The following is a 14,797-nucleotide window of genomic DNA, read 5'->3' as shown; positions in this document are numbered from 1 at the left end:
CATTAAGAAATGATCCCCAAAAATCAAGCATGCAAAATGAAATGTTCAGTACTTATGTAACTTTGCCATCTCCACCATTGCCTGCAAGTTCACTGTTGGTGTCTTGCTGACAATGCCACATCCTGGTGCAAGCAATGCAACTCCAGCATCAAGAACTTCCTTTGACTTCTCTTTAACAAACTCGGGTGTCTTGTTCCAGAGCACATTTACAGGGTCCAGGTTACCAACAATCTTTGCCTTCTGTACCGCCTTAACAGCGGTTGCGGGGTCAACATTCTGGTCGATACTGATGGCGTTCACACCACATGATTCCATGAGGGCAAGGCCTGCTGTGGTATCCCCGCAGATATGGAGTACAGTAGGCACATTCAGTTCATTCATCGCATCTACCAGTTTCTTATGATACGGAACCACGAACTTTTCATAGAATTCGGCTCCTATGAGTTGATAACTTGCGGTCGGATCAATAACGACCATAGTATCGGCACCGTTCTCCACCATTTTCTTTGCGTATGCAATATTGAAATCTGTTGTGAACTCCATGAGTTTTAGACCCAGGTTCTCATCAGTGAAAATGTTGATAAACCATTCATCACCATTGAGATGTTGCGCAAGGGAAAAAGGACCGATCATACTGCCGATAATAGGAAGTTCCTTACCATATTTGTCCGCTAGAATCTTGATAGCTTCACAGATAACACCAATTCTTCCATGGTCAAGGTTATAGCCTTCAAGTTTGGCAATATCATCAACGTTTTTTACTACATGCCCTACTACAGAAGGCTGTTGTTCACGTGTACCTGCCTTTATCTTGCATCCAAAGAACTCTGCTTCAGCTGTGATATCAAAAGGAACGCGCACAGCTTCAAAACCTACAACGGTGTGACCTGCTTCTCCAAGCTTTGCCATAAGAGTGGCATCTTCATTGGCTTCCGGCCAGAATGCGCCACAAGCTTCCATTTGTTCGACGGTACCAGTCTGTGTGACAGATATGGCTGCCATTCGGTCTACTGCCTGCCCGGTAAGAATACGGGCTAGTCTTTCTTTTGGTGTATAATTTGACATCGGACGTCTCCTCTTCTTAAGCGATAATGGATAGTAGATCAGTGAAGCATATATATTTTTTGCTTCCCTTGAAGATAAGTATATATAGAAGAAGGAAAGAAGACCATTCGAAAAGAGTATATGCGAGAAATAATGACAAAACAGCCCTTTACAATAAACCATAGAGATACAAACAAGAATCAAGAAGTATAGAGCTTTTTTCATTATTATGACACTATATGAAAACAAATTTTCTTAAAGACTCTATCCTATATTTACCTGATGCCAATAGGAGATAATAGAAAAATATAAATACTACACAACAAAGGAACACGATGGAATAAGAAAGCACAAAACAAATGAGACGAAATTATCTGAACGAACAAATTAGCTCATAAAACAGAAGCAAAATGATTATAAGAGTGAATATTAAAACTTAAAAAGTAAAGATTACTGCATTATCTCTTCTTATCCAGGTTGTTGTAACATGCAAAACATGTATAAATACCTCAAAAGTGCAATTGAAGGCGAGACTAAAACTGAGAAACAGCATGATCTGAGTGTCTTCAAAAAATCAGAAGAACTTGCTTTAGAGTATGGCATCAAATACGATGGAAAAAGCTTTGTACCCACTGATCTTGAACTTGCAGATGCAACATTTGAGGCAGGGATAGAACTACTACATTCCGTAGGTGTATACTGCAAAAGCACCGAAAAAGTCATCAAGATCGATGAAGAAGACATTCTGAAATCCCTTAATGTTATAAATCCTTTGGAAATCGGGAGATTAAAAGAAAAAGTAACCATTGCCCACAGATATCCTATGGCACCTATCCCCCCAACTATTATTGGTGGTCCAATGGGAGGAAGTGTTTCTGAAGAGAATTTCCTTTACATTAATTTAAGTGCAGTACTTGAAAATGTTGTGCAGGGAATTTATAGCGGTGCAATGAAACAGTTTTGCGGAGAATACATAAGACCAAAGAGTCCACTGGAAATGTTAGCTGTCCTTAAAGCTGCACGGAATGAAAGGCTTGCTACAAAGATAGGAGGACGCGAAGGACTGGCATTGATGGGGCCCAGCACACCTACTCTTCCCACTTCATATCTGCTCGTATCATCAGATGAACTATATTCCAGTTATGACCCTCAGGAAGTTTACATGGACGATCTGAAAGTCGACTATGAAACATTATCAAAATGTATTTTTCATCAAGAACATGGAAATCATTATGTTTCCGGACAAGTGCCTGTTTTTGGCGGACCTTGTATAGGTTCACCAGAAGGACTTGCAATAATAGATGTAGCTGAGACGTTGCAATCAAAAGTACTTACCCATTCAAGCATCCATGCATCGGGTGCTGTTCATGCGAATACCGGATCATCTTCTGCAAAAGAGATACTCTGGGCATCTAACCTTTCCTCACTTGCAATATCCAGGAATATGAATTATTACACTGCAAGATATTACTGGAACGCAGCTGGAATATGCACTGATATGATGTTTTATGAAACTGCTGCCCAGGCAATAGGAGACACGGTATGCGGCAGGGACATGCTTCTTGGTCCAGTAGGATCACACGGCGGAGTGCCGGACCATTCATCAGGCCTTGAGTCCAGATTCATGGGTGAAATAGCACAAATGGCAACACATTTGTCACTGTCTGAAGCAAACCGTCTTGTCGAGAAAATATATTCAAAGTATGAGAATAAGCTTACCAATCCTCCTGAAGGAAAAACCTTTGATAAATGTTATAGGATTAAATCAGAGTATGATCTTGAACCTACTGAGGAATACATATCGCTCTATAGAAAGATATCCTACGAGATAATGGGAAATTTTCCAGGAGAAGCAATCTAATATTTCATTATAAATCATAGTAGAAGCCATTATGAAAGAGTGCACTACTAAAAATAACCGGTGGGGATCAGCCACCGGTAACGGAAGTGAGTTACTACTAAGGTTTAGAATACCAGTCCAAGTCCCTCAAGCTTCTTTCTTGCTCCGTCGTATACCTTGAGGTATTCATCTGTGGGTTCAATGGTCTTGACGTTGTAACATTCCTGGAAGGTCTTTCCAGCGGGTGCTGTGGCATAGTTCTTCTCGTACATCTTGACGAGATTATCCAGGATCTTGTTGACCTCAGGAATCTCCATTCCAGCAGTAGCCCTTGCAGCTTCTCCCATCATCCTGGCTTCCATACCAGTGGTCTTGTCCAGTGCGACACCCTTTGCAGCTGCGACACCTGAAAGGATCTCACGGCCGGATGCAGTGTCTGTGATGGACTGAGCAGCTGCTTCCAGCAGGCACATCTCGGTACATGGACCTGCACATGGATAGTACTGGTTACCTGAGAGAATGTTGGTGAACTCGCTGATGGTTGCACATGCCCAGCCTGCGATCATAAGGGTTTCCCTGGTGTTTGTGGAACCCCATCTGATATGCACAGGACCGTCAAGGTGCCAGCTTGCATTGCTCATTACCATTGAATTAATGTGGGTTGCGATGTTCACAATAGTTGTTTCTTCAATGCCACCTGCGTAACCACCGAATATGGGCATCTGTTCGTCCATGATAATGTTGCTGTTAGCCTGATAATGGGCTATCACAGCAATCGCATCCAGGTCGATCTTAAGCTCATTAAGCTGTGAGACCTCATGGCTGTCACTGCTAATCATACCACCGGCACAATCAGCAGCGATATTTCCCTGAGCGGACAGGGAAGTCTCTGGTCCCTATATGCCCATGCCTGGGCGGCCTGCCATAGCACATGCCTGCTTGATGAGCCTGGCTTCGGTCTTGGCTGCAAGTACCTCGTAGGGGCTGCCTGGCACAGGAGACTTGCCGCGGACAGAGTACATCACACCATCGACAATGGTGTCAACTTCCTTCTCCAGAGCATAGCTCATATGCACAGGAAGGAACATATCTTCGGATATTGGAGAACCAGTCGGGCCACCCTGAATGATGGGTTTCTTCTTATCTCCCACTTGCCTCTTGCTGACACGCACAGCGTCCCTGCCAGTACCCAGAGTGAACTCCTCACCTGCGTTTTTAATAGCGTCCCAGATCTCGTCCTCGGTGTACTTGACGACCCTGTGGGTGTCGGTACAGAAGATACCGCATTCCAACAGCATCTCGAAACCAGCCTTGAACAGCCTTTCCATCATGTCCTTGTCGGTAGGGATGAACTCACCCTTAAAGTCTAAGCCATACTTCTGCTTGAGTTCCATGGTCTTAGATGGAATAACCATGAGATCCCAATCATCCTGAGTGATCTTCTCTCCGGTCTTTGCACGGTCATAGAAGTCGTAAACGTCAAATGATTTTCTGTATGTCATCGCTAAACCTCCTTATTTCATTATGTCCAGAGCTACACGAGCTGCTTCGGCTGCATTCTCTGCAGTTGCATCGGCACCAATTTCCTTGATCCAAGCCTTGGTAACAGGTGCGCCACCAAACATTATCTTGACCTTGTCTCTTACACCTTCTTCAGTGAGCAGTCTGACCACGTCCTTCTGGCCAAGCATAGAAGTTGTCATGAGTGCAGAACCTACGAGGATTATTTTCTGAACTTTGGCGTTTGCAACCTCTTCAACTACTTTTTCGTTAGGTACATCCACACCAAGATCTACTATCTTAAAGCCACTTGCACCCAGCATAGTTGACACTAGTCTGTGACCAATATCGTGAATGTCTCCTTCCTGCACATAAGTAATTGCAGTACCCTTACCTTCGCCTATTTGCTCTTTTTCGAGTTCAGGACTGAGAACTGCCATTGCAGCATTCATGGCCTTGGCTGACATCATGATCTGTGGTAAGAATATCTCAGCAGCTTCGAATCTGTCACCAACGACCTTCATACCCACTGCAAGACCATCATTGATGGCCTCAAACGCTGGTACACCAGCAGCCAGTGCTTCCTTGGCTGCTGCTGCACAACCATTGATATCCTGCTTAATTATAGTATCTTTAAGTTTCTCAATTATCTCTTGCTTTCCCATTTGTATTCCTCCATCATCAAATTTTTAGACCTTATATGAACCTGTGTTGTAGAAATTGATGCTATTTACTCTTTTTACACAGCTCCTTTATTGGCATACGGTATCTCTATACCGACTTAATTATACTTATAGTTTTCCGTCAAAGTACACAAAATATATAAAGGAGAGAAATAGACCGAGTCTTGCACCGCAAGGTTCCGGCCATCGCGACTTAAATAAGTTACTTCAGCTTCCCTCTGAACTTCTCACAGCAGTTTATCTTGACATCAAGCAGCTTCTCGATGTTCATCTTGGCTGCAATGCCTTTCGGCGCTCCTGCAACAGAGGTTACCACGCCTATACCGAGCTCTTCCCTCAGTTCTCTCATGACATACTCATCAGAGAGGTCCATTGTAGAAACGCCCAGCTTCTTTGCCACATAGTTCTTGGCATCGTTGAGCCTCATACTCTTAGAGAATTCCATCCTCGCCACAAGGTCACCAGCTGCTCTTATACCGCTCATACCGGAGGTCATTATGTGAGTGATCGGCATACCCATCGGGTCGCCGACCCCTATCTATATACCATCCACGCCAGCAATTTCCACCATCGCCTTGCTGGCTCTGGAAACTGCATCAATGGTTGGGGTTTCCAGCATTGGAATACCGCCCACACCCATACCCATGTTTACGTGACACGGTATTGGTGATGCCTTTACAGCTGCCTTCACGAAAGTAACAGCCCTTGCCAGGTTCCATGCTGCGGATTTGCTGGTGTTGGTGTTGACCACAGGTCCGAATACATTAGCTCCTGCCTTTGCCACAAGAGCTACCTGCTGATGAGGCCACAGTCCTGCCAAGGTAGTGTTATCGTATTGCAGCTCACCGTGCATACCCAGTACAAGCTCTCCAGCCATACCTACTTCAATATACATCTCAGGATATTGCTTTCTCAAAGCTTCCACTGCTCGGAGCGTTGCAAACATATCACCATCACCGGCTGCCCCAGTTGTGTCAAAGTTAACACCATCTGCACCTGCAAACATCATCTTCTGCATGATCCAGATCATATCTCTGGTAAGATGGTCTGCAGCATGTTCCATGGATGCCTGAGCTTCAGTAATCTTAAAAGCCTTCATAAGGTCTCCAGGATTCTCGAAGGGACCATCAGGAGTGTAATACAATCCCATGTTAGGCATAGCACCGTAGAACAATGGTACCACCATGTTCTGCTGGCACACTTCCATTGCCTGCTGCTCCTGTGCAATCACAGGTTTCACGGGCTTGAAACTGTAGTCGATGTGGCCCAGTTCCATGGTATCGGCACCGAAAGCTCTCTCGTGGACCATACATCCTGCAAGCCTGCTTGTAGGAATTCCTACACCACTGTTACCCTGATCACCGTCAAGTCTGATGGTACCTATGTCGTGTGTTACAGGTACTTCCTTACCAGGCTCTACACCAACCATTCTGGCAGGCATCATAATAATCTCAGCCAGCTTGTCCAGTTCATTACCACTTAACGCGGGAATGCTGCCCAGGTCTGCAGCATCTGCAGTACCTGCTGCAAGATCGGCTTTGATCTGTTCCTTTGTAAGGAAGATCCTCTTACCGTCTCCCATTCTCAATGCATATTGTGTCATTTCCCTCACTCCTCAGAGCAAAAGCTCTTTTGCCTTTGCAACTGCTTCACTTGCATTCTCTGCATAGCAGTCAGCGCCTATCTTGTCAGCCCAGTTCTGGGTTGCAGGGGCACCGCCTACCATGACCTTGACCTTGTCTCTCATGCCCTGTTCTTTAAGCATCTCGATAACATCCTTCTGGCCTGCCAGTGTTGTTGTCATGAGAGCTGAAAGACCGATCATCTGTGCATTGGTTTCCTTAGCTTTGTCAATAAAGTTCTGGAGTGGCACATCCCGACCTATATCGTGGACTTCAAAACCTGCAGATTGCAGCATAGTGGACACGATGGACTTGCCAATATCGTGCACATCGCCTTCAACTGTACCGTTGACGATGATACCCAGTTTCTTAGATGCTGCTTCCTTAGGCATGTCGGCTTCCAGGACATTTACCCCTTCTTGCATGGCGCCTGCCGCCATCATAACGTGCGGTAAGAACAGCTTGCCTCTCTCGAACATTATACCTACTGCATTCATACCTGCAGCAAGACCTTTCTCAATGATCTCAGCAGGTGCGATTCCCTGGCCTTTTGCCTTGTTCACAGCAGCGATCACTACGTCCTTCTTACAGGAAATGATCGCATCTGAGAGTTCCTTGAACATCTCTTCTTTGCTCATTTTCATACCTCATATTGGTTTTTATGCCCGTTGTTATAATAGGACGGGTATTCCTTTGATAATATATATATACTAGTGCCATTTTTTGTAACACGCATATTTATATATAGGCAATCACTCTAAGTATTTATATTTTTTGGTAATTGCTGACATTTAATATCAATAGAGAAAAGAAACTGAAAGCAAGGACAGGATAACAACACATTAATGAAATTATACCTGCAGCTTTCAGAATACTTACCCTTAGAATTTTGATACAAATGTCCTAGCTTGCCATAAAGCTACAACAGCTACTATCAAAATCACTACCATCCACAGAACTTCTGCAGAAGGAAGGTACGAGTTTGCCCAGTACCTATTGTATGCTTCCATTGCGACTGCAGTTTGTACCATTTGCACTCCTCCTTAAACATATACAAGACACGCATTAGATGCCCTGACTTTTCCGAAGTCTGTGATTACGTACTTGTGCAGAAGGAATCCCTTTTTATAGATGCCTTCTTCATCAACCTTAGTTTCGATACCCTTGAGCATACCCCCTGAAGCCAATTCGATAATATCAAAGTTTATTGAATCTCTTTGAAAGTTACTCATCTGGTTGTATTCTTTCTGTATCTTTTGCACGACCTCATAATTCCAATGAGGCTTTTCATCACTGAACAATTCCAGTATCCTGAACTTGATCGGACGATTCCTGGCCATTTCAGTCACCTCTTAGTGATTCAAGACTACTGGTATCTTCAGAGAACATAGTGAAACTGCCTGCGAGACAGAATGCACCTCCCAATAATAAAGTCCATGAGGGAACATCCCCAAAGAACAAGATCACAAAAAGCACAGCAAACAATCCATACAGATTCCCTATACCCTGCCCTCTTCCAACTCCGATGAGAGGGAATGACTTGTACCAGGTAACATAACAGAAACCAAATGTTATTCCTGCAAAGACAAGTACCATGATTGTAAGTGGTTCGAATGCCATCAAAGCATATTTTACCATTGGGAATCCGGCAATTGCCAAGATAGGTACTGCAATGATCCACCAGATTATGTTCTCTCCCAGGAAACGCAGAGTAAGACCAACATCTGGTTCAGCAATATCCAGGCCTTTTCCGGCGATTGCTCCTTCAATACCCCAGCCGATAGCTGCCATCAGACCACCAATATAACCGATCCATTGAACATTTCCACTGCCGAGTTCCGAAAGCAGCCCACCACCAAATATTACGAACCCACCAACAATTATCAAGAAGATACCAGTGGCAGCCCTTTTACTTATTTTTTCACCATACCACTGAGATGCAAGTATAGAACCAACAACAGGATACATCAAAGCTGCAACAGCTGCAAAAGCAGCACCTACAAAACCCATAGCAATGAATGAACCTAAAATGGCCATTGGACCACCAAAGATTGATGCCAAAAAGAACCATTTTGAGCATGGCTTAAATTCTACCAGAGTTCTCTTCATTTCACCAAATTTACCGAGAACACCATTCCATACCATTAGTGCAATTATAACCGTTAAAGCATTGAATGCCGTAATTAGTACAGCAGTTACCAACAGCGCTATTGAATCACCGCTTCCCGCAGCAATTTCAGCGTACATTTCATCAAAAGGATTGAGTACCCAGACCACTGTACCGGGAAGATACCAAAGTCCCCATAGCACAGCACAGAAGAGAGCCCACATGTATCCATATCTTACCCTCCTTTGATGTTCGAGTTTCTTTAAAGCTTGCAGATCCAAATCGAATACCTCCATTTTGTTTCAGGACAAAGCCCGCCTGAATCGACTGATGCAGTCATAACTACCAGTAGACTGACTTTCAGTCATATGACCACAAAACTATCCTAAGTATAATTCCTCCTTTAGTGAGCAATATATCCCTCCAATCAGTAATTGAAGGAGTTGGGGTGCATTGGATGGTACACCCCAATTGGATATAGACCCCGATATTCAGGGTTAGAACAAAGCTTTGAGCTTTGTTACTGCATCTGCTGCATTTTCGGCGTATATGTCAGCGCCGATCTTGTCAGCCCAGGCCTGAGTAACAGGTGCGCCGCCGACCATAGTCTTGACACCTGCGCGCAAACCTGATTCTTTGAGCTGCTCTTCAACCTGTATCTGGTTGACCATCGTAGTAGTCATCAGAGCTGAAGTTGCCACTACATTCGGTTTCATCTCAGATGCTTTACTGACAATCTCTTTGATTGCAACATCTCTTCCAAGGTCTACAACCTTGAAACCGGCGATCTTAAGCATGGTAGCCACTATATCTTTACCGATAGAATGGATGTCACCCTCAATAGTGCAGATCAGGACCTTGCCTCTACTCTCTGTCTCTCCCCCCATCTTCTCAAGTGCAGGAGTGAGTACTTTCACACCAGCACTCATTGCTTCAGATGCTGCGATAACGTGTGGCAGGAATAATGTACCTGCTTCGAACTGATCGCCTACTTCTGTCATTGCAGCAGTGAAACCATCCTGGATCAGCTCTGCAGGATTGACACCTGCTTTGAGAGCTTCATTAGCTACTTCTTCGGCTGCCTCTTCATCAAAGTCAAGAATTGCTGCCTTTGCTTTTGCAATTATTTCTGCTTTTGTTGCCATTAATAATCCTCCATAAAAAATTCTATGAAATCACAGGCCTTCCCTGAATGCCTTATCTGCCTTATCTACGATAGCCTTCATGTCCTTGAGTAGATCCGCATCGATTGGTGCAACCTCGTGGTTCTTCATTACATCGACTACTTTTTCGTGGGCTACTGTTGCCAGATCCTTTGAGCCTGCCGCTGCCCAGTCTCCGTACATCAGCCTGTTGATGAGCATTGGGTTGGAGGGGAGATCGATGTTCTTCCTTGTGGTCTTGTGTGCAAGGAAGTTGTTTCCTATTCCTACCTGCTGGATAGCTTCCACTGCAAGCGTCTCCTCAGATACTGGAATACCCTGCATTGCCTTCTTTGTCATGGAGATCATATCGTTGTCAAAGACAAGCTGCTCCATAGAGAAAGTCATACCGAGTTCAAGCATACCTGCACCGTATAGGGTGTTTGCACCGGCCAGGGCTGGCAACAACGTTGTCATGGTCTTCTCGTGACCTGCCTGACCGTCTGGGATCTTGGCATCAGACTACGAACCAGCCACGTATGTGGGCAGACCGTATTTCTGGCCTAGTTTTGCTACTGCTGCACTGATAAGACCGAGTTCAGGAGAACCTACTGGTGCTGTACCTTTCTTAAGGTCAAAAGTAGTTGTAGAGCTACCGTACCATACTGATGCTCCGGGTTGTGTGAGTTGAGCTAGTACTATACCTGAAAGGACTTCAGCATTATGGGTAACCAGTGTACCCGCAAGGTGAACTGGGGATGAGCCACCGGACATTGCCATGCTCAATACGTTAACTGGAATGCCAAAACGAGCACCCTTCATTATAACCTGACATGCGTTTGAACTGAGTTCAAGTGGGCTGGTTGGACAGAGCAGCATAGAGAAGATAGGCTTCTTGCGTGCTTCTTCCTCGTCTCCACCGTAGTAAGCTTTTACAATATCTCTGTAATACTCTACATGCTCACCGACTGGATCGATGTGGTGGAAGTGCTTTGATGTGTTCATCAGAGGTGTAAGAGTTTCGTGAACATCCTGCATTCCCTTGCCTGCCCAGTCCCTTGCAGAAACTGCAAGTGAATAATAGTCAATGTTGTCTGCCCAATCTACAAGCTTTGCAGTTGCTGCAACATCGGCTTCAGTGGAATCTACTGTCTCATATTGTCCTGGTGCCTTGTAATTGCACATCTTGACACCGGTACCGAAACAAGTCCAGTGGACTTTACCTTTGTGTTCCTGAACGACCTTTTTCTTTGGGTCACGTCCATATAAAGTGAATCTTGATGGACAGTCAAGAAGTGCCCTGTTAACTATATATTCGGGGATCTTGACGATCTTAGTCTTTTCATCGACCTGGCATCCTGCCTGCTTGAAAATGTTCCTTGCTTCAGCATCTGAAACCTGGACACCTGGGTTCATTAATACATCCATGGTTGCATAGTGGAGTGCTCTGAGATCTTCTTCAGAGAAGAGCTCCAACTTCACACCATCCAATATATCCCTGCCTGGATAATAGTGGTTTACCATATTTTTTCCTCCTTACTTTACTTATGCATGTCACGTTGCAATCCGTCAGAATTGCTGTTTCTAACATGCTTTTCCTGTTACATTAGGCTTATGCAATCTAGTATATATATTTTGCTGTTAATCCTGTAATATATAGTTTGCGGTGCAAGAAGAAAAAGTAATAGTACTTAAAAGCAGTGGAAGATATAAGCCAAAACACAAATACACAAAAGAAAATAAAAATGAAATGTATACTTCTTTGATAACTATTTTTATTTGGACAATAAATTAATGGGTTTGAACAACTATAAATACTTTATGTTACCTTGTTTCAAAGAGCTTTCCTGAAAAAGAAACACATAAAGAGAAATAGAGAAAAATGAAGGCAATGAATATTGTTTATTGTACTGCTACAAAGATCTCAGGTTCTACCTGCAGATCTGTATAAATAAGAGGCATAAGTTTGTAGGAAACCAGTTAGCGCAGAAAAATACACCCTTATTACCCATTAATAAGTACAAATGATCAGACATTGAAAACTCAGATCAAATGACAATTGAACTTAATTGTGATTTGCCGATAGCCTGGACACACCTATTAAAGCTTCTCGTCCATCCCACTTACCGATAAAGAACTTAGTATCTGATGACAAGAAATTACGATCCTTGGTCATAAGAGGTACATAGCACCTGGATGAATTACCCGAAATCAAACCTTCAATATCAATACTCTCAAGCACTTCTTCTTCTTTCCCTGGAGGGAAAAGTTCCAAGAAATCCATCTTAGAAAGATCTTTTCTGGAGTACTTTAAGTATTTCTGCAAAGCATGATTGACATGAATGATCAATCCACCCATATCCATAATAAATATCAGATCATCCATTGTATCGAAAAGATCTTGAAGCCCGTTCTGATCTTTTTTGATCGGAGTACCTTCTTTGAACCTAGTTATGATCAAACCTAACTGGTCTGCAATAGTATCAATAACATTTCTGGAATTTGCAGGTATTTCCAATTCATTATGAGAACCAAGTATCATTGAAGCAATAAGTTTTTCATTGTTAATTACCGGAATGAAGCCCATGGCCTGCAAACCTTCATAATCAAGATCTTCTTTGATCATATCGCTAATCTCAGAAAAATATTTATATACCGGATAACCGGTTGTAAAAAGCCTTGCCTGAATAGTATTAGGACCAAAATGACTTAAGGCATCTGCAAACTTTTTAGATAATCCCCTATAAGCCATCATTTCAAAATTACCTTTTGAACTGTCTATCAAGTAGATAGCTCCGCAGTCTACAGCCTTGATCTGAAGAGCAAAATCAAGTATTTTTTCAAACATATCCTGCAGATTATCGCCTGAAGAGAGAACATTTTCAAAATCAGATTCCACCTGAACAAAATTAGTTGCCTGCTTTCGTTCAGTGATATCAACAATAATACCTTGAAGGAAATCTATCTCTCCCTGAGGATTATGATGGATAAGCGTTCTTTCATCTACCCATCTGACCTCGCCTGATTTGGTAAGAACCCTATACTCCTGGCTAAAATCAGAATATCCTTCTTTATAGCACCTGGCTACCTCTGTACGTACTTTCTCCAGATCTGCCGGGTGAATCATGTCACCATATATCATTTTACCTGAAAGGAAATCCTGAACTGAAAAGCCAAAACGTTCTATGTTCTTTGAAACGAATTGTACTGGCCAATCTTTTTCAGGACTCCAGATAAAGACTACTGCCGGACTGTCATTTATCACAGATTCTAAAACTTTAAGTATCCTGCGCGTCTCGAGTAATTCCTCATCAAGAAGTTTTCTTTGTATAAGTTTCCACATTCCATCAAAAAGTAATGTAAGCTGCTTAACATCCGAGCCATTATAATCTTCTAATTTATTGGCCACGGCAGCAACCGCTGCTACTTGATCTCCATCCCGGACAGGTATGTTTATATAACGACTAATCTTGATATCCTTATCAATATCTTTGAGTAAACCAGACCTTAAGAAATTGTTGTTCACGATAGGTTCTCTTTCCCTGATAGCTTCTCCCCATATACCGGCAGATTTTACAGGGAATTCCCAAGAATTCATTTCACCATTTGTTTCCTGTGAGGGAAATGCATACATTTCCAGATTTTTTCCATCTTCTTGTAGCAGACCAAGATAACCGATTTGGCTATGTGTTAATCTCACAGCTTTTTCAAGAGCAAATTCTACAATCTCTGATATCGAGGATTCACTTCTTTCGTAGAGTTCAAGAAGTGCTTCCAGACGCGCTTCATTCAGATGGATACGTTCCTCAGTCCCTTGAAGTTCAGTTACATCCTGAATAAGCCCAAGTCCCCCTACAAAAGAACCTCCTTCAGATAATATAGGAGAAAACTCTGCCTTAATGGAAAATTTATTTCCCACCGGAGAAATGTATTCCCCTTCAAAATGACCAGATTCTCCCAGGAATACAAGATCAATAGCTGCTTTAAGAGGACCTTCACCTGCATATTGAAGGATGTTAAGACCTAATACCCTGTTTTTGGGTGCAGCAATAATTTTTAAACAGATATTATTGCAGTTGATAATTGTACCATTCTCATCAAAACAAAGGATACCCAGAGGAGCTTTTTCAAATAATATATGATATTTTCTTTCTAAATCTTCCAAAGTATGTTCTACTTTTTCTTTTTCGGTATTATCAATTATTAGACCCTGAAAACGTGAAATATTTCCATCGGCATCCCTCTTTAAAAGAGACCTTTCAGTTACGTATCTTACTTCTCCGGATTTGGTGAGAATCCTGTAGACAAGGGTGAAATAAGATATATTGCCCTTCTTAACAAGTTTTTTGACTTCTGAACTAATCTTTTCATAATCATCTGGGTGAACAATATCAGCATAATCAAGTTCATCTGACATTAATTCCTCAGGAGTGTATCCAAATTGCGTGATATTTGCAGAAACCCATTCAACTGACCATCTTTCGTCCACTCTCCACATGAAAGGGATCACAGGGCTCACTTTATATAATGCCTCTAGTTTTTTTAGAGTATCAGGATCCTCCGGTAGATAATATTCAGCACGTTTCTTTTCATACTCAAAAAGTGTTGTACTTTTGGAAATAATAACTACCGCCTTGGATCGAAAAGTCTCTACGTTATGGAAATATAAACAGTATTTGTGATCAATCTAAGAAACAAAAAACTAAATATATATAGATTTCGGGTTGAGTAAAAATGTAGTGGTATAAATTCATTTTGTATTACATAAAATAAATAACTACTATGATCATATTATTAAAACAAAATCCATGCAACATTTTTATTTTATTTGTCGTTTTTGAAATATCTATTCACTGATA

At 42.5% G+C, this 14,797-nt stretch carries 9 protein-coding genes and 3 pseudogenes; 1 reads left to right on the top strand and 11 read right to left on the bottom strand.

From position 1 onward, the window contains the following. Positions 1–45: 45 nt before the first annotated feature. The gene (mtbA, locus tag ACC612_RS08615; protein WP_371854121.1) at positions 46–1,065 is read right to left on the bottom strand and encodes a methylcobamide:CoM methyltransferase MtbA; all 1,020 of its coding nucleotides are present in this window, start codon (positions 1,063–1,065) and stop codon (positions 46–48) included. Positions 1,066–1,531: 466 nt separating this feature from the next. Between mtbA and ACC612_RS08610 the strand changes: the two genes are divergently transcribed. Further along, positions 1,532–2,905 (top strand): monomethylamine:corrinoid methyltransferase, encoded by a 1,374-nt coding sequence (locus tag ACC612_RS08610; protein ID WP_371854120.1) that lies wholly within the window; start codon positions 1,532–1,534, stop codon positions 2,903–2,905. Positions 2,906–3,009: 104 nt separating this feature from the next. Here ACC612_RS08610 and ACC612_RS08605 read toward each other — a convergent pair. From ACC612_RS08605 to ACC612_RS08560, 10 genes and pseudogenes are all read right to left on the bottom strand, one after another. Continuing rightward, positions 3,010–4,386, bottom strand: a pseudogene (locus ACC612_RS08605) (monomethylamine:corrinoid methyltransferase). A 12-nt stretch (positions 4,387–4,398) separates the two neighbouring features. Next, positions 4,399–5,049: a methyltransferase cognate corrinoid protein gene (locus tag ACC612_RS08600; protein WP_371854119.1), complete on the bottom strand. Its 651-nt coding sequence runs from the start codon at positions 5,047–5,049 to the stop codon at positions 4,399–4,401. Between the two features lie 220 nt (positions 5,050–5,269). Beyond that, positions 5,270–6,670: pseudogene (mtbB, locus tag ACC612_RS08595) on the bottom strand ([dimethylamine--corrinoid protein] Co-methyltransferase). Between the two features lie 12 nt (positions 6,671–6,682). Next, the gene (gene mtbC, locus ACC612_RS08590) at positions 6,683–7,327 is read right to left on the bottom strand and encodes a dimethylamine corrinoid protein MtbC (protein WP_371854118.1); all 645 of its coding nucleotides are present in this window, start codon (positions 7,325–7,327) and stop codon (positions 6,683–6,685) included. 243 nt (positions 7,328–7,570) lie between these two features. Next, positions 7,571–7,720, bottom strand: a complete 150-nt coding sequence (locus tag ACC612_RS08585; RefSeq protein ID WP_371854117.1) for a hypothetical protein — start codon at positions 7,718–7,720, stop codon at positions 7,571–7,573. 12 nt (positions 7,721–7,732) lie between these two features. Next, positions 7,733–8,029 (bottom strand): hypothetical protein, encoded by a 297-nt coding sequence (locus ACC612_RS08580; protein ID WP_371854116.1) that lies wholly within the window; start codon positions 8,027–8,029, stop codon positions 7,733–7,735. Position 8,030: 1 nt separating this feature from the next. Further along, complete coding sequence (locus tag ACC612_RS08575) at positions 8,031–9,077, bottom strand: hypothetical protein (RefSeq protein WP_371854115.1); 1,047 nt, start codon at positions 9,075–9,077, stop codon at positions 8,031–8,033. A 216-nt stretch (positions 9,078–9,293) separates the two neighbouring features. After that, positions 9,294–9,941: a methyltransferase cognate corrinoid protein gene (locus ACC612_RS08570; RefSeq protein WP_371854114.1), complete on the bottom strand. Its 648-nt coding sequence runs from the start codon at positions 9,939–9,941 to the stop codon at positions 9,294–9,296. A 30-nt stretch (positions 9,942–9,971) separates the two neighbouring features. Then, positions 9,972–11,462 (bottom strand): annotated as a pseudogene (gene mttB / locus ACC612_RS08565) ([trimethylamine--corrinoid protein] Co-methyltransferase). 541 nt (positions 11,463–12,003) lie between these two features. Then, positions 12,004–14,559, bottom strand: a complete 2,556-nt coding sequence (locus ACC612_RS08560) for a PAS domain S-box protein (protein ID WP_371854225.1) — start codon at positions 14,557–14,559, stop codon at positions 12,004–12,006. Between the last annotated feature and the right edge of the window lie 238 nt (positions 14,560–14,797).

Source organism: Methanomethylovorans sp. (assembly GCF_041447285.1).
In the GTDB taxonomy this organism is placed as follows: Archaea; Halobacteriota; Methanosarcinia; order Methanosarcinales; family Methanosarcinaceae; genus Methanomethylovorans.
This window is presented reverse-complemented; position numbering and strand designations above follow the sequence as displayed.

Bases quoted from the DNA above. Each gene is read 5' to 3' on its own strand.
- mtbA (WP_371854121.1), bottom strand. From the start codon at position 1,065: ATGTCAAATTATACACCAAAAGAAAGACTAGCCCGTATTCTTACCGGG.
- ACC612_RS08610 (WP_371854120.1), top strand. From the start codon at position 1,532: ATGCAAAACATGTATAAATACCTCAAAAGTGCAATTGAAGGCGAGACT.
- ACC612_RS08600 (WP_371854119.1), bottom strand. From the start codon at position 5,049: ATGGGAAAGCAAGAGATAATTGAGAAACTTAAAGATACTATAATTAAG.
- mtbC (WP_371854118.1), bottom strand. From the start codon at position 7,327: ATGAGCAAAGAAGAGATGTTCAAGGAACTCTCAGATGCGATCATTTCC.
- ACC612_RS08585 (WP_371854117.1), bottom strand. From the start codon at position 7,720: ATGGTACAAACTGCAGTCGCAATGGAAGCATACAATAGGTACTGGGCA.
- ACC612_RS08580 (WP_371854116.1), bottom strand. From the start codon at position 8,029: ATGGCCAGGAATCGTCCGATCAAGTTCAGGATACTGGAATTGTTCAGT.
- ACC612_RS08570 (WP_371854114.1), bottom strand. From the start codon at position 9,941: ATGGCAACAAAAGCAGAAATAATTGCAAAAGCAAAGGCAGCAATTCTT.